The following is a 21,555-nucleotide window of genomic DNA, read 5'->3' as shown; positions in this document are numbered from 1 at the left end:
GTATTAAAGGCGGAAAACGAGTTCAAACGGCACGTCCGAATCGTATCAATGGCGAGATTCGCGCCCAGGAAGTTCGCTTAACAGGTCTGGAAGGCGAGCAGCTGGGGATTGTGAGTCTGAGAGAAGCGATCGAAAAGGCTGAAGAAGCTGGAGTAGATTTAGTTGAAATCAGCCCTAACGCCGAACCGCCAGTTTGTCGTATCATGGACTACGGCAAGTTCCTTTATGAAAAGAGTAAGTCTTCTAAGGAACAGAAGAAGAAGCAAAAAGTTATCCAGGTTAAGGAAATTAAATTCCGTCCTGGTACCGACGATGGCGATTATCAGGTAAAACTCCGCAGCCTGATTCGCTTTCTGGAAGATGGCGATAAGGCCAAGATCACGCTGCGTTTCCGCGGTCGTGAGATGGCCCACCAACAGATTGGTATGGAAGTGCTTAACCGCGTCCGTGACGATCTGAGTGAACTGGCAGTAGTCGAATCCTTCCCTACGAAGATCGAAGGCCGCCAGATGATCATGGTGCTCGCTCCTAAGAAGAAACAGTAAGGCCTTCAAGCAGCAAAATCTGTGGAGCCTTCGGGCCCCATAGGTTTTGTTCGCCTATGTTTCGTTTATTTAACAATGCGAAGTGGAAGTTATTAAAATGCCAAAAATTAAGACCGTACGCGGTGCTGCTAAGCGCTTCAAAAAAACCGGTAAAGGTGGTTTTAAGCACAAGCACGCTAACCTGCGTCACATTCTGACTAAGAAAGCTACCAAGCGTAAACGTCACCTGCGTCCAAAAGCCATGGTTTCTAAAGGCGATCTGGGCCTGGTCATCGCGTGCCTGCCGTACGCATAAGTCGTTAACGTTTAACTTTTTTAACTTAGAATAGATACAGGAGAGCACACATGGCTCGCGTAAAACGTGGTGTAATTGCACGTGCACGTCACAAGAAAATTTTGAAACAAGCTAAAGGCTACTACGGTGCGCGTTCACGCGTATACCGCGTTGCCTTCCAGGCTGTTATCAAAGCAGGTCAGTACGCTTACCGTGACCGTCGTCAGCGTAAGCGTCAGTTCCGTCAACTGTGGATTGCGCGTATCAACGCAGCAGCACGTCAGAACGGTATTTCTTACAGCAAATTCATCAACGGCCTGAAAAAAGCCTCTGTTGAAATCGACCGTAAGATCCTGGCTGACATCGCAGTATTCGACAAAGTAGCGTTCACCGCTCTGGTCGAAAAAGCGAAAGCAGCACTGGCATAAGCCAGTTGAGAGAGGGGGCTTTGCCTCCTCTTTTCATTTAACACCATCAGAAGATTGACATTTATCCGTGCAGGCTTTTCAATAAGGTCTAACGGTTTTTACCCTACAAGGTAACGCAAGCATGAATGCTGCTATTTTCCGCTTCTTCTTTTACTTTAGCACCTGACTTCAGGAGGCTAGCGCGTGAAAGATGAAACGAAAAACAGCGCCAGATAAGCCTCCCGATGGAGGCTTTTTTTGTGCCTGAAGTTAAGAGAATACGTCCAACAATTCGGTGTCTGCACCGACATAATGAGGAAAACCATGTCACATCTCGCAGAGCTGGTTGCCAGTGCAACGGCCGCCATTAACCAGGCCTCAGATGTTGCCGCGTTAGACAATGTCCGCGTCGAATATCTGGGCAAGAAAGGGCATTTGACCCTTCAGATGACTACCCTGCGTGAACTGCCAGCAGAGGAGCGCCCGGCAGCCGGTGCAGTGATTAACGAAGCCAAAGAGCAGGTACAGCAGGCGCTGAACGCGCGTAAAGCCGAGCTGGAAAGCGCAGTACTGAATGCGCGTCTGGCGGCAGAAACGATTGACGTTTCTCTGCCGGGTCGTCGTATTGAAAACGGCGGTCTGCATCCGGTGACTCGTACTATCGATCGTATTGAAAGTTTCTTCGGTGAGCTCGGCTTTATCGTGGCGACTGGCCCGGAAATTGAAGATGATTACCACAACTTCGATGCCCTGAACATTCCTGGCCATCATCCGGCACGTGCTGACCACGACACTTTCTGGTTTGACGCTACCCGTCTGCTGCGTACTCAGACTTCCGGCGTTCAGATCCGTACCATGAAGGAGCAGGAGCCGCCAATCCGCATCATCGCGCCGGGTCGCGTATACCGTAACGACTACGATCAGACCCACACCCCAATGTTCCACCAGATGGAAGGTCTGATTGTTGATAAAAACATCAGCTTTACCAACCTGAAAGGCACGCTGCACGATTTCCTGAACAACTTCTTTGAGGAAGATTTGCAGGTTCGCTTCCGCCCGTCCTACTTCCCGTTCACCGAACCGTCTGCGGAAGTTGACGTGATGGGTAAAAACGGCAAATGGCTGGAAGTGCTGGGCTGCGGCATGGTGCATCCAAACGTGCTGCGCAACGTGGGTATCGATCCGGAAGTGTATTCCGGCTTTGCGTTCGGTATGGGTATGGAGCGTCTGACCATGCTGCGCTACGGCGTAACCGATTTACGTGCGTTCTTCGAAAACGATCTGCGTTTCCTCAAACAGTTTAAATAAGGGCAGGACAGAACAATGAAATTCAGTGAACTGTGGTTACGCGAATGGGTGAACACCACGCTGGACAGCGACGCGCTTTCCAGCCAGATCACCATGGCGGGTCTGGAAGTTGACGGTGTAGAGCCGGTTTCTGGCGCCTTCACCGGCGTGGTCGTGGGTGAAGTGGTTGAATGCGGTCAGCACCCTAACGCTGACAAACTGCGCGTAACAAAAGTCAATGTGGGCGGTGACCGTCTGCTGGATATCGTCTGCGGTGCGCCAAACTGCCGTCAGGGCCTGAAAGTGGCCGTGGCGACCGTCGGTGCGGTGCTGCCGGGCGATTTCAAAATCAAAGCGGCTAAGCTGCGCGGTGAGCCGTCTGAAGGCATGCTGTGCTCCTTCTCCGAACTGGGTATTTCCGACGATCACTCCGGCATTATTGAACTGCCGCAGGATGCGCCAGTTGGTACCGATATCCGCGAATACCTGAAGCTTGATGACAACACCATCGAAATCAGCGTAACGCCAAACCGTGCTGACTGTTTAGGCATCATCGGTGTGGCCCGCGACGTGGCCGTGCTCAACCAGACTGAACTGAACGTGCCGGAGATCGCTCCGGTTGAGGCAACCATCAGTGACGTGCTGCCGATACAGGTAGACGCGCCTGAGGCCTGCCCACGCTACCTCGGTCGTGTGGTGAAAGGTATTAACGTTAAAGCGCCAACCCCGCTGTGGATGAAAGAGAAACTGCGTCGCTGCGGTATCCGTTCTATCGATGCGGTCGTCGACGTCACCAACTATGTTCTGCTGGAGCTGGGCCAGCCAATGCACGCCTTTGATAAAGATCGTATCGAAGGTGGGATCGTCGTGCGCATGGCGAAAGAGGGCGAAACCCTGGTTCTGCTGGACGGCAGCGAAGCGAAACTGAACGCTGACACCCTGGTGATTGCCGATCACAACAAAGCGCTGGCGATGGGCGGGATCTTCGGCGGCGAGCACTCTGGCGTCAACGACGAGACGCAAAACGTCCTGCTGGAATGCGCGTTCTTCAGCCCGCTCTCCATCACCGGCCGCGCACGCCGTCACGGTCTGCACACTGATGCTTCTCACCGCTACGAGCGTGGCGTGGATCCTGCGCTGCAATACAAAGCGATGGAGCGTGCGACTCGCCTGCTGATCGACATCTGCGGCGGCGAAGCGGGTCCGGTTATCGATGTGACCAACGAAGCGACGCTGCCGAAGCGTGCGACCATTACCCTGCGCCGCAGCAAACTGGATCGTCTGATTGGTCACCACGTTGCCGATGCGCAGGTGACCGACATTCTTACGCGTCTGGGCTGCGAAGTTACTGAGGGTCAGGACGAGTGGAAAGCCGTTGCGCCGTCCTGGCGTTTTGACATGGAGATCGAGGAAGATCTGGTGGAAGAAGTGGCCCGCGTTTACGGCTACAACAACATCCCTGACGAGCCGGTGCAGGCGGGTCTGGTGATGGGCAGCCATCGCGAGGCCGATCTGTCTCTGAAGCGTGTGAAAACCATGCTGAACGACAAAGGCTACCAGGAAGTGATCACCTACAGCTTCGTTGATCCTAAGCTGCAACAGCTGATCCACCCGGGTCAGGAAGCGCTGATTTTGCCAAGCCCGATTTCCAGCGAGATGTCAGCGATGCGTCTGTCCCTGTGGACGGGACTGCTGGGTACTATCGTTTATAACCAGAACCGTCAGCAAAACCGCGTGCGTATTTTCGAAAGCGGTTTGCGCTTTGTACCGGATACTCAGGCGAATTTAGGCATCCGTCAGGATCTCATGCTGGCCGGCGCCATCAGCGGTAATCGCTTTGAAGAGCACTGGGACCTGGCAAAAGGGACGGTTGATTTCTACGATATGAAGGGCGATCTGGAAGCGATTCTCGATCTGACCGGTAAATTATCCGAAATTGAATTCCGCGCAGAAGCGATTCCAGCCCTGCATCCGGGTCAGAGTGCGGCGATCTATTTAGACGGCAAACGTGTTGGTTTCATTGGGGTTGTTCACCCGGAACTGGAACGTAAGCTGGATCTGAATGGCCGTACCATCGTATTCGAACTGGAGTGGAACCCGGTTGCAGACCGCGTCATTCCTCAGGCGCAGGACGTCTCCCGCTTCCCGGCAAACCGCCGTGATATCGCGGTTGTGGTCGCTGAAAATGTGCCCGCAGCAGATATTTTGGCCGAATGTAAGAAAGTTGGCGTAAATCAGGTAGTTGGCGTAAACTTATTTGACGTGTACCGCGGCAAGGGCGTAGCAGAAGGTTTCAAGAGCCTCGCTATTAGCCTTATCCTTCAGGATACCAGCCGTACACTCGAAGAAGAGGAGATTGCCGCTACCGTCGCCAAATGTGTAGAGGCATTAAAAGAGCGATTCCAGGCATCATTGAGGGATTGAACCTATGGCGCTTACAAAAGCTGAAATGTCAGAATATCTGTTTGATAAGCTTGGGCTTAGCAAACGGGATGCCAAAGAGCTGGTAGAGCTGTTTTTCGAAGAGATCCGTCGTGCTCTGGAAAATGGTGAGCAGGTTAAACTCTCCGGTTTTGGCAATTTTGATTTGCGAGACAAAAACCAACGTCCGGGCCGTAACCCGAAGACGGGGGAAGATATTCCCATTACAGCCCGCCGCGTGGTGACCTTCAGACCCGGACAGAAGTTAAAAAGCCGTGTCGAAAACGCAACGCCCAAAGCAGAGTAATATGAACTAACTAAAAAGGCCGCTCACGCGGCCTTTTTTCTTTGCGCTATTTGCTAAACCCGCCGTAAAATCAATGATATCTCAACCGGATAACCTATCGTCTATGCTTGATCTTGCCCGCCGCCAGCACCGCTCCGATCTTCGCCGCCTGTGTCTGCTCGGGGTGCTGTTGATTGTCGCCACCACCGTCAGCCTGTGTGCGGGCGATCGGTGGCTGGGGCCGGAAAGCTGGTTTACGCCTGAAGGACAGCTCTTTGTCTGGCAGATCCGCCTGCCGCGGACGTTGGCTGTCCTTTTAGTCGGCGCTGCGCTGGCGCTGTGCGGCACGATCATGCAGGCATTATTTGAAAACCCTCTGGCGGAACCCGGGCTTCTCGGGGTCTCGAATGGCGCAGGCGTCGGGCTTATCGCCGCCGTGATGCTGGGGGGAGGCGAGCTCTCCGGCTGGGGGATTAGCCTCAGCGCCATCCTTGGCGCGCTGTTGATAACCCTTATCCTTCTGCGCTTTGCCCGCCGCCACTTATCCACCAGTCGGCTGCTGCTTGCCGGGGTAGCGTTGGGGATCATCTGTAGTGCGCTGATGACCTGGGCCGTCTACTTCTCCACCTCCTTCGATCTGCGCCAGCTAATGTACTGGATGATGGGGGGATTTGGGGGTGTTGACTGGCGTCAGGGGTGGCTGATGGTGCTCCTGATCCCGGTCATCCTGTGGACGGCGTTCCAGGCGCAGCCTCTTAATATTCTCGCGCTGGGCGAAACGTCTGCTCGCCAGCTCGGGATGCCGATTGGATTTTGGCGCAACGTGCTGGTTATCGCCATTGGCTGGATGGTAGGCGTAAGCGTGGCGCTGGCGGGGGCGATTGGCTTTATTGGGCTGGTGATCCCGCATATGCTGCGCCTGTGCGGCATTACGGACCACCGAACCCTGCTCCCGGCCTCGGCGGTTGCCGGGGCGGCAACGCTGCTGGTTGCCGATATCATCGCCCGGCTCGCCCTGACGGCCGCTGAGTTGCCCATAGGCGTGGTGACCGCAACGCTGGGCGCGCCGGTCTTTATCTGGCTACTATTAAAAGCTGGACGTTAAAACACAACCTGTAAGTCAACCTGAGGGAATGCTATGCAGTCTGATATTCTGAATACCGAAGTGACGACCATTGACGGCGAGAAAACCACGCTGGAAGGCTACAAGGGCAAGGTGCTGCTCATCGTGAACGTGGCGTCGAAATGTGGCCTTACGCCGCAGTATGAACAGCTGGAAAACATTCATAAAGCCTGGGAAAAAGACGGCTTTACCGTACTCGGCTTCCCGTGCAACCAGTTCCTGGGCCAGGAGCCGGGTAGCGAAGAGGAGATTAAGACCTTTTGCAGCACAACCTATGGCGTGACGTTCCCGATGTTCAGCAAAATTGACGTGAACGGGGAAAATCGTCATCCGCTGTATGCCAAACTGGTGGCCGCGGCGCCGACCGCCGTTGCGCCTGAAGAGAGTGGTTTCTATGAGCGTATGGCGAGTAAAGGCCGCGCGCCGCTCTATCCGGACGATATTCTGTGGAACTTCGAAAAATTCCTGATTGGCCGTGACGGTGAGGTCGTGCAGCGTTTTTCGCCTGACATGACGCCTGAAGATCCTATCGTGATGGAATCAATCAAGCTGGCGCTGGCGAAATAATGACGCTGCTGATGCAGCTCACGGACGTTGCCGGGAAGGGACGTCTTGAGCCTGTGACTGCCGCAGTCAACGCAGGTGAAATCCTTCACCTGGTTGGGCCAAACGGCGCCGGAAAAAGCACGCTGCTGGCGCGTATGGCGGGGCTGACCAGCGGGGAAGGGGAGATTACCTTCCTCGGGCAATCGCTCGTCGACTGGCTACCCGCTACACTTGCCTCCCGTCGAAGCTATCTGGTTCAGCAGCAGGTTCCGCCCTTTGCGATGCCCGTCTGGCACTACCTGACGCTGCATCTGCCTGACAAAAATCAGGTGGGATTGCTCAACGAGGTTGCTGCGGCACTCGGGTTAGACGACAAGCTTACCCGGCAGGCAAATCAGCTTTCCGGCGGCGAGTGGCAGCGCGTGCGTCTGGCCGCCGTCATCCTTCAGATCCATCCGGCGGGAAATCCTCACGGGCGGTTGTTGCTGCTGGACGAGCCGATGAGCGGGCTGGACGTTGCCCAGCAGGCAGCGCTGGATACCCTGCTCAGCGCGCTGTGTCGCAAGGGGATCGCCATTGTGATGAGCAGCCATGATTTGAACCATACGTTGCGCCACGCGCATCGGGTGTGGTTGCTGGCGCGTGGCAAGCTGATTGCCAGCGGAACGCGCGACAGCGTGCTGACGGCCGCCAATCTTGCGAGCGCTTACCACATGTCGTTCCGGAGGCTGGATATTGAAGGCCACAAGATGCTCATTTCCACGGCGCAGGAATAACCTTTCTTGCACAGCTGCATAGATGCACGCTAAATTACCGAAAGAACAAAAAAAGCAGAGGATTCGTCTGAAATGCGATTCTGGTTTCTCCTTGTTGCGGCGCTCTTTCTTGCAGGATGCAGCAGCCATCGTGCACCTCCGCCCAACCCACGGCTTTCCGATTCCATTACGGTCATTGCCAGCCTGAACGATCAGCTCAGCAACTGGCGCGGCACACCTTATCGCTACGGCGGCATGAGCCGGGGCGGGGTGGATTGCTCGGGATTCGTGCTGATGACCTTCCGCGATAAATTTGACCTCCAGCTTCCGCGTGAAACGCGTATGCAGGCGAAAATTGGTACTGAAATTGATAAAGACGAGCTCCTGCCCGGCGATCTGGTCTTTTTTAAAACGGGCTCCGGTGAAAGCGGCCTTCATGTCGGCATCTATGATACCGATAATCAGTTCATTCATGCCTCGACCAGCCGTGGCGTGATGCGCTCCTCTCTGGATAATGTTTACTGGCGTAAAAATTTCTGGCAGGCCAGACGTATTTAACCGCTGCATAAAAATGCAGTGCGGAGGGCCTGGCGGTGAAAATAGACGTCAGGCTTTTCTTGCGGGTTGATTAAAGTTAAATTTTTGCCCAATTATTTATGTCCGCATGTGCCTGTTTTATCTAAAACTGGCTATTATTCAATAACCAGGATAAAATTAATTTAGATTCAGGGAAAAATCTGAAAATTAATACGGAAAGAATGAAATTAATCTTATTAAAATCAAGACAGTGGAATTGTGCCTGCAATTGCTCCAGGATGTTCTCTCTCATCTTTAATGCAGGACAAGCGCGATGATTATTACGCTAGATAATGCTTACCAGTCTGAACTTTTACTCCTTCCGGCGCGTGATAGTGCAGGTTTGCTTAAAGGTTTAGAGATTTTGGTTAACTTTACTGGCGTGGGTGCGGACGTACGGATCCCGACTGAACTGGTTATCCCACATCTTTCTCAGGAAGATGAATTAGCGCTGTTTCAGGAGAAACTGCAATTACTTGATACCTGTAAGCTATTTTTTATTCAGCATCAGTTAATTGCATGGATCAATATTACACCTGCAATTGTTGAGTTTTTATTAACTAATGAGAACGCTGTTTCAATCCTCGAGCGTTATCCGTTTCTTGAGTTTACTGTTAATGAGAACTATCCAGGTTTAAATAACGGGAAAGACGATCCCTGTCTGGCAAGAATGGCGATCCATTTCCCCTTAGTACTGGCTAACTTTGGTGCAGGGGCATCTTCCCTTAAACCGGTTTATGATGGTCTGTTCAAACGGGTGATTCTGGATAAAAACTTTATCCAGCAGCGCGCGTCGGCACTCTCGTTTGAGCCTTTTATGCGCGCCATTCTCTGGCAGATCGCGCCGCATTGTCAGTCGGTCATGGTCTCGGGAATTGACGATCACGGCATCTTAGAACGCGTGCTGCCCTTCAATTTCGGTGCAATGCAGGGAAGCCTATGGCCTGCCGTCCCGGCAGAGCAGGTCACGACTCTCGTTCAGCAATAACCCCTTTCTTCGCCCGTGTTTACGTCCAGGGAAACCCTCTACACTTAAAGCAGGAGGACTTATGACCCTGTCTTTTACTGCTCACTGGCACGATGAATTACCCGGCTTTTACACCGCGCTTAAGCCAACGCCATTACAGAACGCGCGTCTTATCTGGCATAACGATGCATTAGCGGATTCGCTTGGCATCCCTTCGACGCTTTTTCAGCCAGAAAAAGGCGCCGGCGTCTGGGGCGGCGAAACGCTGCTCCCGGGCATGAAGCCGCTGGCTCAGGTCTACAGCGGACATCAGTTTGGCGTCTGGGCCGGACAGCTCGGCGATGGCCGCGGCATCCTGCTGGGTGAACAACTTCTGCCGAATGGCGAAACGCTCGACTGGCACCTGAAAGGGGCAGGGCTAACCCCGTACTCACGCATGGGGGATGGCCGCGCGGTGCTGCGTTCAACCATCCGTGAAGGTCTGGCTTCCGAGGCGATGCATGCCCTGGGGATCCCTACCTCACGCGCGCTGTCCATTGTCACCAGCGACACGCCGGTGGCCCGTGAAACGATGGAGCAGGGAGCGATGCTGGTCCGCGTTGCGGAAAGCCATCTGCGTTTCGGTCATTTTGAACACTTCTACTATCGCCGCGAGCCGGATAAGGTCCGCCAGCTTGCCGATTACGCCCTTCGCCGTCACTGGCCGCACCTGCAAAACGAGCCGGACCGCTATGTTCTCTGGTTCCGGGATATTGTCGCGCGCACTGCCGCAATGATTGCCCGCTGGCAGGCCGTCGGCTTTGCCCACGGGGTGATGAATACCGACAACATGTCCCTGTTAGGGCTGACGTTTGACTACGGTCCGTACGGCTTCCTTGATGACTATCAGCCGGGTTACATCTGTAACCATTCGGACTATCAGGGGCGTTACCGTTTCGACAACCAGCCTGCGGTGGGGCTGTGGAACCTTCAGCGGCTTGCGCAAAGCCTGTCGCCGTTTATCGACGTCGATGCCCTGAACGATGCGCTGGACAGCTATCAGGAGATCCTGCTGCGGGAATATGGTGTGTTAATGCGCAACAAGCTGGGGCTGATGACGCAGGAAAAAGGCGATAACGCGCTGTTGAATGGGCTGTTTGCCATCATGGCGCGTGAAGGCAGCGACTATACCCGAACCTTCCGTATGCTGAGCCAGACCGCGCAGCAGAGCGCCGCGTCACCGCTGCGCGACGAGTTCATCGATCGTCAGGCGTTTGATGACTGGTTTGCCGTTTACCGGACGCGTTTACAGCAGGAACAGATTGATGACGATACCCGCCAGACGCGGATGAAGGCGGTTAACCCGGCGATGGTGTTGCGCAACTGGCTGGCGCAGCGGGCCATTGAGCAGGCAGAGCAGGGGGATTATACCGAGCTGCATCGGCTGCATATCGCCCTGCGCACGCCGTTTGCCGACCGGGAGGATGACTATGTCAGCCGCCCGCCGGACTGGGGCAAGCGGCTGGAAGTGAGCTGCTCAAGCTAAGGAGCGAGAAAAACCTGCGGTGCGGCGTGCGCCGGATGTCTGCCGACGTGCACCTGCGCACCGTACCAGTGTGCCAGCGCGTCGGCCTGCAAAACCGTCTCCGGTATGCCCTGAGAAACAATCCTGCCGTTGTGTAACAGCAGGATCCGGTCCGACCATAATGCGGCAAGATTGAGATCGTGCAGCACCACGCAGGCGTGAAGATGGCCCTGACGGGTCAGCGATTTCAACAGGCGCAGCAGATGCTGCTGGTGGTAGAGATCCAGCGCTGAAGTGGGTTCGTCGAGAAACAGCCAGCCGCGCGGCGTTCCGTCACGCCACAGCTGCGCCAGCGCGCGGGCGAGCTGGACGCGCTGCTGCTCGCCGCCGGAGAGGGCATGATAACGCCTGCCGGCCAGCGGCAGGCAACCGGTCAGCTGCAACACCTCACGCACAATCGACGGTTCCGGGTGACGCGTCCAGGGCGCACGCCCCATGCCAACGATCTCCTCCACCTGCAAGTCAAATCCAGGCTGAGACTGCTGGCGCATCACTGCCCGATAGCGGGACAGCGTCTGCGGATGCCATTCATCCAGCGCTTTTCCCGCCAGCGAACAGCCGCCGCTGTCGGGTTTCAGGTAGCCGGTCAGCAGCCGCAGCAGCGTGGATTTCCCCGCGCCGTTGGGGCCGATCAATGTAACCAGCTCTCCCTGCGACAGTGACAGCGAAACGTTATCTGTCAGCGTGCGGCCAGATCGGATAAAAGTAAGATTTTCAGCCGTATAACGTTCAGCCATGCTGTTCTCCACGACGAAAAATGAGCCATAAGAACCAGGGTGCACCAAGGATACTGGTGAGCAGGCCGACCGGCATTTCTGCCGGAGCGACCAGGGTGCGCGCGACCGTATCCGCCACCAGCAGCAGTAATGCGCCCGCGAGTACTGTGCCGGGGAGGGTTGCCCGGTGATCGGCGCCCAGCCACATGCGCATCAGGTGCGGCACCACGAGTCCGACAAAGCCAATCACGCCGCTGACGGCGACAGCCGCAGCGACCAGCAGGGCGCTGCATAACAGTAATATTCGCTGTACAAGGGCAACGTCCACGCCAAGGTAATGCGCTTCCTCTTCACCCAGTTGCAGTAAATTTAATGCGCTGGCACAACGCCAGATCGTCAGAACGGCAGGCACCATCAGCGAGGTCACGGCGAGCAGCGTTGACCACTGTGCCTGACCAAGACTTCCCATTCCCCAGAGTGAAAGCTGACGCAGCTGGGCGTCATTGCTGACCCACGAAAGCACACCCACTGCCGCACCGCACAGGGCATTGATGGCGATACCCACCAGCAACAGTCGTGACAGAGAGGGGTCACGCTGCTTGCTGAGCAGGAAGATCACGCCAGTGGCTGCCAGCGCCCCAAGAAATGCCGCCAGCATAGGGGCGTAAAGCATCACCAGCGCGGGCAGCGAGAGCGGGAGCACCACCCACAGGGCGACGGCCAGCGCCGCACCGCTGCTGATCCCGAGCAGGCCCGGGTCGGCCAGTGGATTGCGGAACAGCCCCTGCATGACGCAGCCGGCGAGCGCCAGCGATCCGCCAATCACCAGCGCCAGCAGTACGCGGGGCAGACGGATGGTAAGCCAGATCTGGCGTAGCGTCTCATCGCTGCCGCTCCACAGCACGTTCACCGGCAGGCGTAACGCCCCAAAACCGGTGGCCATGAACGTCATGACGGTAAGCAACCCCGCCAGAAGCCATAACGATAACGTGATGCGCCGGGACATCAGGGCAGTTGCTCCGCTCTGGCACGCAGCTGTTGTATGGCTTTCGGCGTGCGGACGCTGAAGCCCAGCAGGGCCATATCATCAATAGCCAGCATCTGCTTGCTTCGTCCCGCTGGCGTTTGCGCCAGGCCGGGCAGTTTCCACAGATTTTCTTCGCCGCCCAGCGCGTTAAGACCGTCCTGCGAAATCACCACCAGATCCGGCTGGCTGGCCATCACCCCCTCCTGGGAAAGCGGCTGATAGCGGGTAAAGCCCTGCATGGCGTTCTGCAACCCGGCGGCGCGTATTGCCGCATCCGCGCCGGTCTGTTGCCCGGCCGCCATTGCGGTCATTCCGCCGTGGCTGAGGATAAACAGCACCCGCTTGTTGAGCGGTGTTGAGGGCAGTGCCGCCAGCGTCTGACGCAGCGAGTTGCGCAGGGTTTCCCCTTGCGCCTCATGATGCGTCGCCTGAGCTATCACCCGTACTTTTTCGTCAATCGCGCGCAGGTCAGGCGTGCCGGGAACGGTAACCACCCGGACGTGGCTCTGTTCAACCTGTTTCAGCGCCAGAGAGGGCTGCGCCTGGTCGCTTGCCAGCACCAGCGTCGGGCGTACGGACAAAATCCCCTCCGCATTCAGCTGGCGAAGATACCCCACGTCAGGCAGCGCGTTTGTCGCCTGCGGCCACTGGCTGGTACTGTCGCGCGCAACCAGAGAAGACTCCGCGCCGAGGGCGTAGACGATCTCCGTCACGTCGCCGCCGAGGGCGACAATTCTCTCCGGCGCGGCGACGGCGACCAGCGGCAGGGCGCAGAGCAGGGCGAACCAGTTTTTCATGCGGCCAGCCCTTCTGGCGTCAGGGCGTCAATCTGGCGGCGCCACTGGCTCTGCTCAGGCTCGCCTTCGGTACGCTGCCCGTAGAGCTGGGCGATCTGAGTGCCGTCCGCAGCAAACAGCTCCAGGCTGGTAACGTGTCCGTCCGCCGTAGGCTTGCGCGTTACCCACGTCTCGGCGATAGTCTCCTCCAGCAGATGCAGGGTAAAGGTTGGGTTGAAGATGTTCAGCCAGCCCTTCATGGGCGTCAGTTTTTCCACCACACCGGTGAAGATCTGCACGCAGCCGCGGTTGCCGACGAAGATCATGATTTCGTTTCCGTCCTGTCGCGCCGTCTCCAGCAGCTGTGCCAGCGCGCTGTTATCCACTTTACAGGCCAGATCGTCACTCACCAGACGAAACGCCTGCTGGCGGCTCAGGTTATGGCGCTTCAGTAAGCTAAAGAACTGATGCACATCGGTCATGGCGCGCCACTCTTTCTCCACCGAGCCTGCATCAGCACCGTCGGAATGCGCAGGGGCATCGACAGCCTTCAGTGCCAGAGTGGGGTTATCGGCAATGATAAAACGGGTCAGCACGTCGCCCCAGGCGGCAACGTCGGTGTGATCCGTGGTGTAGACCTTCAGTAAAGCGTCGCCCTGATGATCGAAGAACTGAATGCTCTGACGTTCGCCGCGGGAGGTCGTTTCACTTATGTGAAACGCGCTCGCCCACTGGTTGAGGAACAAACGCAGATCCAGCGCGCGCGGATTCAGCACCAGCCCGGCGTGGCCGCCGAGGTGCTGGTTAGTAAACGCCCCGACCTGCTCGTGAACGGCGTATTCGTTACGGCAGATGCATTTGGTTTCCCCCACCGACTCCAGCGCTGCCAGAATCTCACGGATTTCACCGCGCAGCCGCCAGGCGTCGTGTCCAACGCGCGCAAATGCCAGCTCTGCTTCGCTGATGTGCATTAATCCGGCGATATCACGGGCGTACTTACCCGGATGTTCTTCTTTAAGCTCAAGCCAGCGTGTGTAGTGACCCATAATCTTATCCTTCTGAATCGTTGCCCCGAAGGGAATTACCATTGATAACTGACGAAGATCTTGCCGTTGCGGCCATCCTGCGGGATGCCTTGTGGTGACCAGTAGGCTTTGTCGAAGGCGTTCCCCAGCACGAGGGTGGTGGTGATGCCTTTGAACTGCTGCTGACCTTTATAGCTGACGTAGAAATCATTCACTGCGTAGCCAGGCTGCTCGCTGTAGCTGCTGCTGATGTGCGTTGAACGTTCGACGAAGGTGCCGATCCAGCCCACGGAGAAGCCGCTTTGCGCCACGGGGATATCCAGCTTGCTGGTGACGGTGTCCGGGTTGATGCTGGAGATGTATTCGCCCGTGTCGGTATCTTTCCCGCGTGTGCGGTTGTAGGCCACGTCCAGGTTGAACAGACTGGTCGCGTAGGTCGCCATCATGTCCCAGCCCCAGATTTTGGCATTTGGTACGTTATAGGACATGGTGGTGGCCGCCGCAAAATCGACGGTAGTGGAGATGTAATCTTTCGCTTTGGTGTCGAAGTAGCTGGCTTTGAACTCCAGCGCGTCGTTGGCGAGCAGCAGATCGTCAAAACGTAGCCCAAAACCGAACTCCTGGGTTTCGTTAGTTTCCGGACGCAGGTTCGGGTTCGGCACCCAGTAGTTGGTGTAGAAGCTGCCGATAGAGAAGTGCTTCGAGTCGTTATACATCTCGCCCATCGTTGGCGCGCGGAAGGCCTGGGCGTAAGAGCCGAACAGCATCAGCCAGTCGGCTGGACTCACGGTTAACCCGGCGCGTGATGACCACTTATCCGCATCCACGTCGTCGTAACCGTCGCTGCTGCCGCGGTAGTTGTCGTAACGCGTCCCGCCGAGAAGCGTTACCGGCAGGTCGCGCAGGGTGATCTCATCCTGCAACCAGCCGGAGCTGAAGTCGATTTTCGCGTCCGGGAAGCCGGTGGTCGCGCCGCCAGGGTGTTGCTCCTGACGATAGTATTCCCCGCCGTAGGTCAGCAGGTGCGAGGCGAAGGAGTCGCTGAACAGGCGGGTGCGGTTTTCCACTTTGCCGCCTTTGGTAGTCTGCTTACGGAACTCGCCGCTGGCGTCGATGTTCTGGGCGTTGATCCGCGCTTCGGACCAGTAAATTTTCGCATCGGCGTTCAGCCAGTCGTTTCCGGCTGGCGCAATGCGGTAGCCAAGCTGGGCATCGCGCTGAATGGTGGAACGATCGGTCATCGGGTTACTGCTGCTGGCATCCGTGGTCTGCGGATTTTTCGGCTCCTGCGCGTCGTTGTTGTAGTAGCGCAGGGAGCCACTCAGCGTCTGCGCCGGATCGATTTTCCAGCTGCCTTTCGCCAGCATATTGTTGATGGATTCGTCGTTTGGCGCCCTCGCGCCGTCACTCTGGCGAATGTCGCCGCGATCGCGGCTGGACCAGGAGACCAGACCGTCCAGGGTATCGGTGCGGCCATAGGCGCTGGCACCCATCCCGATGCTGTGATCGCCCGTTGCACCGGTAGCAAATACGCGATAGCCGCTGTTTTTACCTGCATCCAGCAGATCGCTGGCGTCGACGGTGTCATACGAAATTACGCCGCCCAGCGCGCCGCTGCCGTACAGCAAGGCGGAAGGACCACGTACTACTTCAATACGTTTGATCAGCGCCGGATCGAGGAACGTGCTGTTCAGGTGTCCGGTATCAGTGCCCTGGCGCACGCCATCCACCAGTATCAGCACGCCACGGCGGTCATAGCCCCGGAGGTTAACGTCCTGACCGTTGGTGCGCCCGGTGCCGTCCAGCGTCAGACCGGGCACCTTGCGCAGCAGGTCGGCGGCGGAGCTGGCGGTCTGGTTTTCCGGCGCGGTGGCGTCAATCACGCTCACCATCATGGGGGCTTCAAAGGCGCTGCGGGCATTGCCGGTGGCGGTGACGGTGATCTCGTCTGCGGCGGCAAACGTAACGCCCGGCAGGGTGCTGACAATCGCCAGCGCCAGAAGAGACGGGCGTAAAGACGCGGATTGCAGGTGTGGCATAGCAACTCTCCATAAGAATTGAAAAGCGCTGGCTGCCTGGGGATCACCTGGGTGGCTGGCGAATGTGTTGTCTGGTTTATTTAGTCAGGATCAGTTTTCCGGCATTGGTCTGGCGCAGCAGGTAGTGCTGGCCGTCATGCTCGATAATGACCCGTCCCTCCTCACCCAACAGGCTTTTGCTGTCGATTCGGCGATCGGTGGGAGCAGGGGACGGCGCTGTGTGTGTTTTTGTTGGCGTTGCCGCGCTGTTATCGGTCGGTGACATAATGTTTATAAATAACAATCAATGTAACAATGATAATCATTATCAATAAACTGCAAATTCACGGCAAGCGTTTTTGTGAAAATTGTGTGACGGGATCAAATTTGGGGGAGAGGTGCGGTCTGATGCCCTCACCCCGACCCTCTCCCACGGGGAGAGGGAGAAGGGCACGTACCGTAGGCCGGGTAAGCGTAGCGTCACCCGGCAGGATTTTAAAAGCGTGTGTCCACGGCTGAAGCCAGCATCTCCAGCAGCAGCTCGCTGTCTTCCCAGCTCAGGCACGGGTCGGTGATTGACTGGCCGTAGACCATTTGCTGTCCGGCGACGATTTTCTGCGTGCCTTCTTTGATAAAACTCTCCGCCATAATTCCTGCAATGGCGGTCGAGCCGCTGCGGATCTGCTGGCAAACTTCCTCGCAGACATCCAGCTGGCGGCGGTGCTGTTTCTGACAGTTGCCGTGGCTGAAATCCACCACCAGATGCTCCGGCAGGTCAAATTCCGCCAGCGTTTCGCAGGCGGCGGCAATATCTTCTGCATGGTAATTCGGTTTTTTACCGCCACGCATAATGATATGTCCGAACGGGTTGCCGCTGGTCTGGTAGATGGTCATCTGGCCGTTTTTATCCGGGGAGAGGAACATATGGCTGGCGCGTGACGCGCGGATGGCATCTACGGCAATTCGGGTATTGCCGTCCGTTCCGTTTTTGAAGCCCACCGGACAGGAGAGCGCCGACGCCATTTCACGGTGGATCTGGCTTTCGGTGGTACGTGCGCCAATCGCGCCCCAGCTAATGAGGTCGGCAATAAACTGTCCGGTCACCATATCCAGAAATTCGGTGGCAGTTGGCACGCCCAGTTCGTTAACCTGTAACAGCAGCTTGCGCGCCAGCGTAATACCGTGATTCACCCGGTAGCTACCGTTCAGATCGGGATCGGAAATCAATCCTTTCCAGCCCACGACGGTACGGGGCTTTTCAAAGTAGGTACGCATCACGATCTCCAGGCGATCCTGATACGTGCTGCGCAGCGTCTGAAGGCGTTGTGCATAATCCATTGCCGCGTCCAGATCGTGAATGGAGCAGGGGCCAATCACCACCAGAAGACGTTTGTCTTCACCATTGAGAATTTTTTCGATGCGGCGACGGGAGGCCGTCACATGGTCCGCCACCTCGGCGGAAACGGGATGCAGCCGGGCCAGTTCAGCCGGTGTGACCAGGCTATCAATGCGCGCGGTGCGCAGTTCGTCGGTTTTATTCATGGAATGTCTCAGAAATTTTTTGCTTCATCGGCAGACTACCGGGAAGTGATGGGCATCACCTTAAACCAATCCCTGCTGATTTCAAGTTCGGGGCAAGTCGCCCCGAGGATGGCGTAATAATAACTGAAACCGGAATAATGTACTAGCATATTAGTACATGCGGCGATTCAGCCCCATGATATCGAGGATTTTGGTGGCAATTTCTTCTACTGAATAGTTGGTACTGTTCAGCCAGGGAATTTGATTTTTCCGGTACAGCGCTTCGACTTCGGAGACTTCCATTCGGCACTGGCGCATCGAGGCGTAGCGGCTGTTCTCGCGACGTTCTTCGCGGATCGCTGCCAGTCGTTCCGGGTTGATGGTCAGCCCAAACAGCTTATGCTGGAGCGGCTTGAGCGCGGCGGGCAGCACCAGGTTATCCATATCATCGGCAATAAAGGGGTAGTTGGCGGCGCGAATGCCAAACTGCATGGCCAGGTAAAGGCTGGTGGGGGTTTTACCGCAGCGCGACACGCCGAGCAAAATCACCTGCGCCTGGTCGAGATTGCGCAGGGAGATCCCGTCGTCGTGCGCCAGGGTGTAGTCAATGGCGGCAATACGCGCATCGTATTTGGTCAGGTTGCCGGGGTTCAGACCGTGGGTACGGTGGGCGATCGGCGTTGGGTCGAGCTTCAGCTCGCTTTGCAAGGGAGCAACCAGCGCCTGCACGATGTCCTGACAGAAGCCCTCGCTTTGCAAAATGATGTTGCGGATCTCAGGGATCACAATGGAATAGAACACCAGCGGACGAACGCCGGTCTGCTGGTAAATGGCGTCGATCTGGTCCTTGACCGCTTTGGCCCGGCTCTCATTTTCCACGAACGGCAACGTGATGCTGTTTATCGATACCGGAAACTGCGACATCACCGCGTGTCCCAGCACCTCGGCGGTAATCGCCGTCCCATCAGAAATATAAAAAACGTGGCGATCGACAGCATTATCCATTTTATCCACCCTGAATAGCGTACGTAATTGCCTGAAAGCATAAATTAAAAAAGTTAATTTCACAGCAAAGAACTTATCTGAATTTAAAATGAAATGGTGTTTTTGATTTTCCTGAAAAGTGGATTTCATTTTTCGAATAGCGGCTTTATTACTATGGTTTTTGCCGGAATCTATAGGAATCATCGGGTTAGCGAGTGCCGGGAAACTGTCCGAAAAGTTGAAAATTTAAATTGCTTACACGATTCACCGTTTTTTTAGCGGAAATAAATATGCCAGTATAAATACGTAGTCAGGTGTTTCTTACTCCGATCAAATATCACAAAAGGATTGTTTCGATGTCCAACAATGGCTCGTCACCGCTGGTGCTTTGGTATAACCAACTCGGCATGAATGATGTAGACAGAGTTGGGGGCAAAAATGCCTCCCTGGGTGAAATGATTACAAATCTGTCCGGTATGGGTGTCTCCGTACCTAACGGGTTTGCCACAACCGCCGATGCGTTTAACCTGTTTTTAGACCAGAGCGGTGTAAACCAGCGCATTTACGACCTGCTGGATAAAACGGATATTGATGATGTCACCGAGCTTGCCAAAGCCGGCGCGCAAATCCGCCAGTGGATTATCGACACACCTTTCCAGCCGGAACTGGAAAAAGCCATCCATGACGCGTACAACCAGCTCTCCGCTGACGATGCGCAGGCCTCCTTTGCCGTGCGCTCTTCCGCCACCGCGGAAGATATGCCGGATGCCTCTTTCGCCGGGCAGCAGGAAACCTTCCTGAACGTTCAGGGCTATGACGCGGTGCTGGTGGCGGTGAAGCACGTCTTCGCCTCCCTCTTCAACGACCGCGCCATCTCCTATCGCGTCCATCAGGGCTATGACCACCGCGGCGTCGCGCTCTCCGCAGGCGTGCAGCGCATGGTGCGCTCGGACGTAGGCTCTTCCGGCGTGATGTTCTCTATCGACACTGAATCCGGCTTCGACCAGGTGGTGTTTATCACCTCCGCGTGGGGTCTGGGCGAGATGGTGGTGCAGGGGGCGGTGAACCCTGACGAATTCTACGTGCACAAGCCTACGCTGGCGGCTAACCGTCCGGCAGTGGTACGTCGCACCATGGGTTCGAAAAAAATTCGCATGATCTATGCTCCGACGCAAGAGCATGGCAAGCAGGTCACCATTGAAGATGTGCCGCAGGAGCAGCGGGATCGCTTCTCACTGACCGACGCCGAAGTGGAAGAGCTGGCGAAGCAGGCGGTGCAGATTGAAAAACACTATGGCCGTCCAATGGACATCGAGTGGGCGAAAGACGGACACACCGGCAAGCTGTTTATCGTGCAGGCGCGTCCGGAAACCGTACGTTCACGCGGTCAGGTCATGGAGCGCTACACCCTGCACGCGCAGGGCAAAATTGTCGCGGAAGGCCGCGCAATTGGTCACCGCATCGGTGCCGGTCCGGTGAAAGTGATCCACGACATCAGCGAGATGAACCGCATTCAGCCTGGCGACGTGCTGGTAACCGATATGACCGACCCGGACTGGGAACCGATCATGAAAAAAGCGGCTGCCATCGTCACCAACCGCGGCGGCCGTACCTGTCACGCGGCTATTATCGCCCGTGAGCTGGGGATCCCGGCGGTAGTCGGCTGCGGTGACGCGACCGAACGCATGAAGGACGACCAGAAGGTGACGGTCTCCTGCGCTGAAGGCGATACCGGTTACGTGTATGCCGATATCCTCGACTTCAGCGTGAAAAGCTCCAGCGTGGATACCATGCCGGACCTGCCGCTGAAGATCATGATGAACGTCGGCAACCCGGACCGCGCGTTTGACTTCGCCTGTCTGCCGAACGAAGGCGTGGGCCTGGCGCGTCTGGAATTTATTATTAACCGTATGATCGGGGTGCACCCGCGTGCGCTGCTGGAGTTCGACGACCAGGATGCAAAACTGCAAAACGAAATCCGCGAGATGATGAAGGGTTACGACTCGCCGAGAGAGTTCTATGTGGGGCGTCTGACAGAAGGGATCGCCACGCTTGGCGCGGCCTTCTACCCGAAACGCGTGATCGTGCGTCTGTCGGACTTTAAGTCCAACGAATACGCCAACCTGGTGGGCGGCGAACGCTACGAGCCGGAAGAAGAGAACCCGATGCTGGGCTTCCGCGGCGCCGGACGCTACGTGTCGGAAAGCTTCCGCGACTGCTTCGCGCTGGAGTGCGAGGCGGTAAAACGCGTGCGCAATGACATGGGGCTGACCAACGTGGAAATCATGATCCCGTTCGTCCGTACCGTGGATCAGGCGAAAGCGGTGGTGGATGAGCTGGCGCGTCAGGGGCTGAAGCGCGGCGAGAACGGGCTGAAGATCATCATGATGTGCGAAATCCCGTCCAACGCCCTGCTGGCCGAGCAGTTCCTGGAGCACTTCGACGGCTTCTCCATTGGCTCGAATGACATGACGCAGCTGGCGCTCGGCCTGGACCGCGACTCCGGCGTCGTCTCTGAGCTGTTCGATGAGCGTAACGAGGCGGTGAAAGCGCTGCTCTCCATGGCCATCCGCGCGGCGAAGAAACAGGGTAAATATGTCGGGATTTGCGGCCAGGGTCCTTCTGACCATGAAGACTTTGCGGCCTGGCTGATGGATGAGGGGATTGATAGCCTCTCCCTTAACCCGGACACCGTGGTGCAGACCTGGCTGAGCCTGGCAGAGCTGAACAAGTAAAA

At 56.5% G+C, this 21,555-nt stretch carries 22 protein-coding genes and 1 other annotated feature; of the genes, 14 read left to right on the top strand and 8 right to left on the bottom strand.

All coding sequences use genetic code 11. The features are described 5' to 3' along the window. Positions 1–2 precede the first annotated feature (2 nt). The 13 genes from infC to selO all read left to right on the top strand — a co-directional run bounded on the left by infC (position 3) and on the right by selO (position 10,712). The gene (gene infC / locus ACOTYH_RS01460) at positions 3–545 is read left to right on the top strand and encodes a translation initiation factor IF-3 (RefSeq protein ID WP_023616141.1); all 543 of its coding nucleotides are present in this window, start codon (positions 3–5) and stop codon (positions 543–545) included. 97 nt (positions 546–642) lie between these two features. Then, positions 643–840 carry a 50S ribosomal protein L35 gene (gene rpmI / locus ACOTYH_RS01455; protein WP_001124225.1) on the top strand — a complete coding sequence of 66 codons (198 nt, stop codon included), beginning with the start codon at positions 643–645 and terminating at the stop codon, positions 838–840. A gap of 50 nt (positions 841–890) precedes the next feature. Next, positions 891–1,247, top strand: coding sequence for a 50S ribosomal protein L20 (gene rplT / locus ACOTYH_RS01450; protein ID WP_000124850.1), 357 nt, complete (start codon positions 891–893; stop codon positions 1,245–1,247). Positions 1,248–1,363: 116 nt separating this feature from the next. Then, positions 1,364–1,488, top strand: a sequence feature (Phe leader region). Continuing rightward, positions 1,369–1,413: a pheST operon leader peptide PheM gene (gene pheM / locus ACOTYH_RS01445; RefSeq protein ID WP_001386830.1), complete on the top strand. Its 45-nt coding sequence runs from the start codon at positions 1,369–1,371 to the stop codon at positions 1,411–1,413. (Overlaps the previous feature by 45 nt.) Positions 1,489–1,550: 62 nt before the next feature. After that, complete coding sequence (pheS, locus tag ACOTYH_RS01440) at positions 1,551–2,534, top strand: phenylalanine--tRNA ligase subunit alpha (RefSeq protein ID WP_077579800.1); 984 nt, start codon at positions 1,551–1,553, stop codon at positions 2,532–2,534. Positions 2,535–2,549: 15 nt separating this feature from the next. Further along, on the top strand, positions 2,550–4,937 hold the full coding sequence (gene pheT / locus ACOTYH_RS01435) for a phenylalanine--tRNA ligase subunit beta (RefSeq protein WP_421637517.1): 2,388 nt from the start codon (positions 2,550–2,552) through the stop codon (positions 4,935–4,937). A 4-nt stretch (positions 4,938–4,941) separates the two neighbouring features. Then, positions 4,942–5,241: an integration host factor subunit alpha gene (ihfA, locus tag ACOTYH_RS01430; protein ID WP_003857805.1), complete on the top strand. Its 300-nt coding sequence runs from the start codon at positions 4,942–4,944 to the stop codon at positions 5,239–5,241. Between the two features lie 103 nt (positions 5,242–5,344). Beyond that, on the top strand, positions 5,345–6,325 hold the full coding sequence (btuC, locus tag ACOTYH_RS01425) for a vitamin B12 ABC transporter permease BtuC (protein WP_017693588.1): 981 nt from the start codon (positions 5,345–5,347) through the stop codon (positions 6,323–6,325). Positions 6,326–6,358: 33 nt separating this feature from the next. Beyond that, positions 6,359–6,910: a glutathione peroxidase gene (locus ACOTYH_RS01420; RefSeq protein WP_017384653.1), complete on the top strand. Its 552-nt coding sequence runs from the start codon at positions 6,359–6,361 to the stop codon at positions 6,908–6,910. Further along, the gene (gene btuD, locus ACOTYH_RS01415; protein ID WP_032653288.1) at positions 6,910–7,665 is read left to right on the top strand and encodes a vitamin B12 ABC transporter ATP-binding protein BtuD; all 756 of its coding nucleotides are present in this window, start codon (positions 6,910–6,912) and stop codon (positions 7,663–7,665) included. Before ACOTYH_RS01420 ends, btuD begins: the two co-directional genes overlap by 1 nt. A 72-nt stretch (positions 7,666–7,737) precedes the next feature. Continuing rightward, a complete protein-coding gene (locus ACOTYH_RS01410) occupies positions 7,738–8,202 on the top strand; it encodes an NlpC/P60 family protein (RefSeq protein ID WP_015570730.1) in 465 nt (154 codons plus the stop codon). Between the two features lie 292 nt (positions 8,203–8,494). Continuing rightward, a complete protein-coding gene (locus ACOTYH_RS01405) occupies positions 8,495–9,208 on the top strand; it encodes an EAL domain-containing protein (protein WP_421637516.1) in 714 nt (237 codons plus the stop codon). A 61-nt stretch (positions 9,209–9,269) separates the two neighbouring features. After that, positions 9,270–10,712, top strand: a complete 1,443-nt coding sequence (selO, locus tag ACOTYH_RS01400; protein WP_047741370.1) for a protein adenylyltransferase SelO — start codon at positions 9,270–9,272, stop codon at positions 10,710–10,712. Here the strand turns inward: selO and ACOTYH_RS01395 are convergent. From ACOTYH_RS01395 to ppsR, 8 genes are all read right to left on the bottom strand, one after another. Continuing rightward, positions 10,709–11,488, bottom strand: coding sequence for a heme ABC transporter ATP-binding protein (locus ACOTYH_RS01395; RefSeq protein WP_421637515.1), 780 nt, complete (start codon positions 11,486–11,488; stop codon positions 10,709–10,711). The genes selO and ACOTYH_RS01395 overlap by 4 nt on opposite strands. Next, entirely contained in the window at positions 11,481–12,473 is a 993-nt protein-coding gene (locus tag ACOTYH_RS01390; protein ID WP_063138741.1) for a FecCD family ABC transporter permease, read from the bottom strand. Before ACOTYH_RS01390 ends, ACOTYH_RS01395 begins: the two co-directional genes overlap by 8 nt. Next, positions 12,473–13,291 carry a heme/hemin ABC transporter substrate-binding protein gene (locus ACOTYH_RS01385; RefSeq protein WP_144427773.1) on the bottom strand — a complete coding sequence of 273 codons (819 nt, stop codon included), beginning with the start codon at positions 13,289–13,291 and terminating at the stop codon, positions 12,473–12,475. Before ACOTYH_RS01385 ends, ACOTYH_RS01390 begins: the two co-directional genes overlap by 1 nt. After that, positions 13,288–14,316, bottom strand: a complete 1,029-nt coding sequence (chuS, locus tag ACOTYH_RS01380) for a hematinate-forming heme oxygenase ChuS (protein WP_023296351.1) — start codon at positions 14,314–14,316, stop codon at positions 13,288–13,290. Before chuS ends, ACOTYH_RS01385 begins: the two co-directional genes overlap by 4 nt. 35 nt (positions 14,317–14,351) lie before the next feature. Beyond that, positions 14,352–16,334, bottom strand: a complete 1,983-nt coding sequence (locus ACOTYH_RS01375; RefSeq protein WP_017693583.1) for a TonB-dependent hemoglobin/transferrin/lactoferrin family receptor — start codon at positions 16,332–16,334, stop codon at positions 14,352–14,354. Between the two features lie 76 nt (positions 16,335–16,410). Beyond that, complete coding sequence (gene hemP / locus ACOTYH_RS01370; RefSeq protein ID WP_015570723.1) at positions 16,411–16,599, bottom strand: hemin uptake protein HemP; 189 nt, start codon at positions 16,597–16,599, stop codon at positions 16,411–16,413. Between the two features lie 209 nt (positions 16,600–16,808). After that, a complete protein-coding gene (gene aroH / locus ACOTYH_RS01365; protein WP_045141499.1) occupies positions 16,809–17,855 on the bottom strand; it encodes a 3-deoxy-7-phosphoheptulonate synthase AroH in 1,047 nt (348 codons plus the stop codon). A gap of 150 nt (positions 17,856–18,005) precedes the next feature. Next, positions 18,006–18,839 carry a posphoenolpyruvate synthetase regulatory kinase/phosphorylase PpsR gene (ppsR, locus tag ACOTYH_RS01360; RefSeq protein WP_017384644.1) on the bottom strand — a complete coding sequence of 278 codons (834 nt, stop codon included), beginning with the start codon at positions 18,837–18,839 and terminating at the stop codon, positions 18,006–18,008. Positions 18,840–19,174: 335 nt separating this feature from the next. Here ppsR and ppsA point away from each other — a divergent pair, with 335 nt between their 5' ends. Then, positions 19,175–21,553, top strand: a complete 2,379-nt coding sequence (gene ppsA, locus ACOTYH_RS01355) for a phosphoenolpyruvate synthase (RefSeq protein ID WP_017384643.1) — start codon at positions 19,175–19,177, stop codon at positions 21,551–21,553. Positions 21,554–21,555: the final 2 nt, after the last annotated feature.

Source organism: Enterobacter cloacae complex sp. SHL001 (assembly GCF_049236825.1).
Lineage (GTDB): Bacteria > Pseudomonadota > Gammaproteobacteria > Enterobacterales > Enterobacteriaceae > Enterobacter > Enterobacter hormaechei_C.
Note: the sequence above shows the minus strand (reverse complement) of the source record. Positions and strands in the feature narration are given on the sequence as shown.

Bases quoted from the DNA above. Each gene is read 5' to 3' on its own strand.
- ihfA (WP_003857805.1), top strand. From the start codon at position 4,942: ATGGCGCTTACAAAAGCTGAAATGTCAGAATATCTGTTTGATAAGCTT.
- ACOTYH_RS01405 (WP_421637516.1), top strand. From the start codon at position 8,495: ATGATTATTACGCTAGATAATGCTTACCAGTCTGAACTTTTACTCCTT.
- ACOTYH_RS01390 (WP_063138741.1), bottom strand. From the start codon at position 12,473: ATGTCCCGGCGCATCACGTTATCGTTATGGCTTCTGGCGGGGTTGCTT.
- aroH (WP_045141499.1), bottom strand. From the start codon at position 17,855: ATGAATAAAACCGACGAACTGCGCACCGCGCGCATTGATAGCCTGGTC.
- btuD (WP_032653288.1), top strand. From the start codon at position 6,910: ATGACGCTGCTGATGCAGCTCACGGACGTTGCCGGGAAGGGACGTCTT.
- ACOTYH_RS01395 (WP_421637515.1), bottom strand. From the start codon at position 11,488: ATGGCTGAACGTTATACGGCTGAAAATCTTACTTTTATCCGATCTGGC.
- ppsA (WP_017384643.1), top strand. From the start codon at position 19,175: ATGTCCAACAATGGCTCGTCACCGCTGGTGCTTTGGTATAACCAACTC.
- hemP (WP_015570723.1), bottom strand. From the start codon at position 16,599: ATGTCACCGACCGATAACAGCGCGGCAACGCCAACAAAAACACACACA.
- chuS (WP_023296351.1), bottom strand. From the start codon at position 14,316: ATGGGTCACTACACACGCTGGCTTGAGCTTAAAGAAGAACATCCGGGT.
- btuC (WP_017693588.1), top strand. From the start codon at position 5,345: ATGCTTGATCTTGCCCGCCGCCAGCACCGCTCCGATCTTCGCCGCCTG.
- ppsR (WP_017384644.1), bottom strand. From the start codon at position 18,839: ATGGATAATGCTGTCGATCGCCACGTTTTTTATATTTCTGATGGGACG.
- ACOTYH_RS01385 (WP_144427773.1), bottom strand. From the start codon at position 13,291: ATGAAAAACTGGTTCGCCCTGCTCTGCGCCCTGCCGCTGGTCGCCGTC.
- selO (WP_047741370.1), top strand. From the start codon at position 9,270: ATGACCCTGTCTTTTACTGCTCACTGGCACGATGAATTACCCGGCTTT.
- pheT (WP_421637517.1), top strand. From the start codon at position 2,550: ATGAAATTCAGTGAACTGTGGTTACGCGAATGGGTGAACACCACGCTG.
- rpmI (WP_001124225.1), top strand. From the start codon at position 643: ATGCCAAAAATTAAGACCGTACGCGGTGCTGCTAAGCGCTTCAAAAAA.
- ACOTYH_RS01375 (WP_017693583.1), bottom strand. From the start codon at position 16,334: ATGCCACACCTGCAATCCGCGTCTTTACGCCCGTCTCTTCTGGCGCTG.
- rplT (WP_000124850.1), top strand. From the start codon at position 891: ATGGCTCGCGTAAAACGTGGTGTAATTGCACGTGCACGTCACAAGAAA.
- ACOTYH_RS01420 (WP_017384653.1), top strand. From the start codon at position 6,359: ATGCAGTCTGATATTCTGAATACCGAAGTGACGACCATTGACGGCGAG.
- pheS (WP_077579800.1), top strand. From the start codon at position 1,551: ATGTCACATCTCGCAGAGCTGGTTGCCAGTGCAACGGCCGCCATTAAC.
- ACOTYH_RS01410 (WP_015570730.1), top strand. From the start codon at position 7,738: ATGCGATTCTGGTTTCTCCTTGTTGCGGCGCTCTTTCTTGCAGGATGC.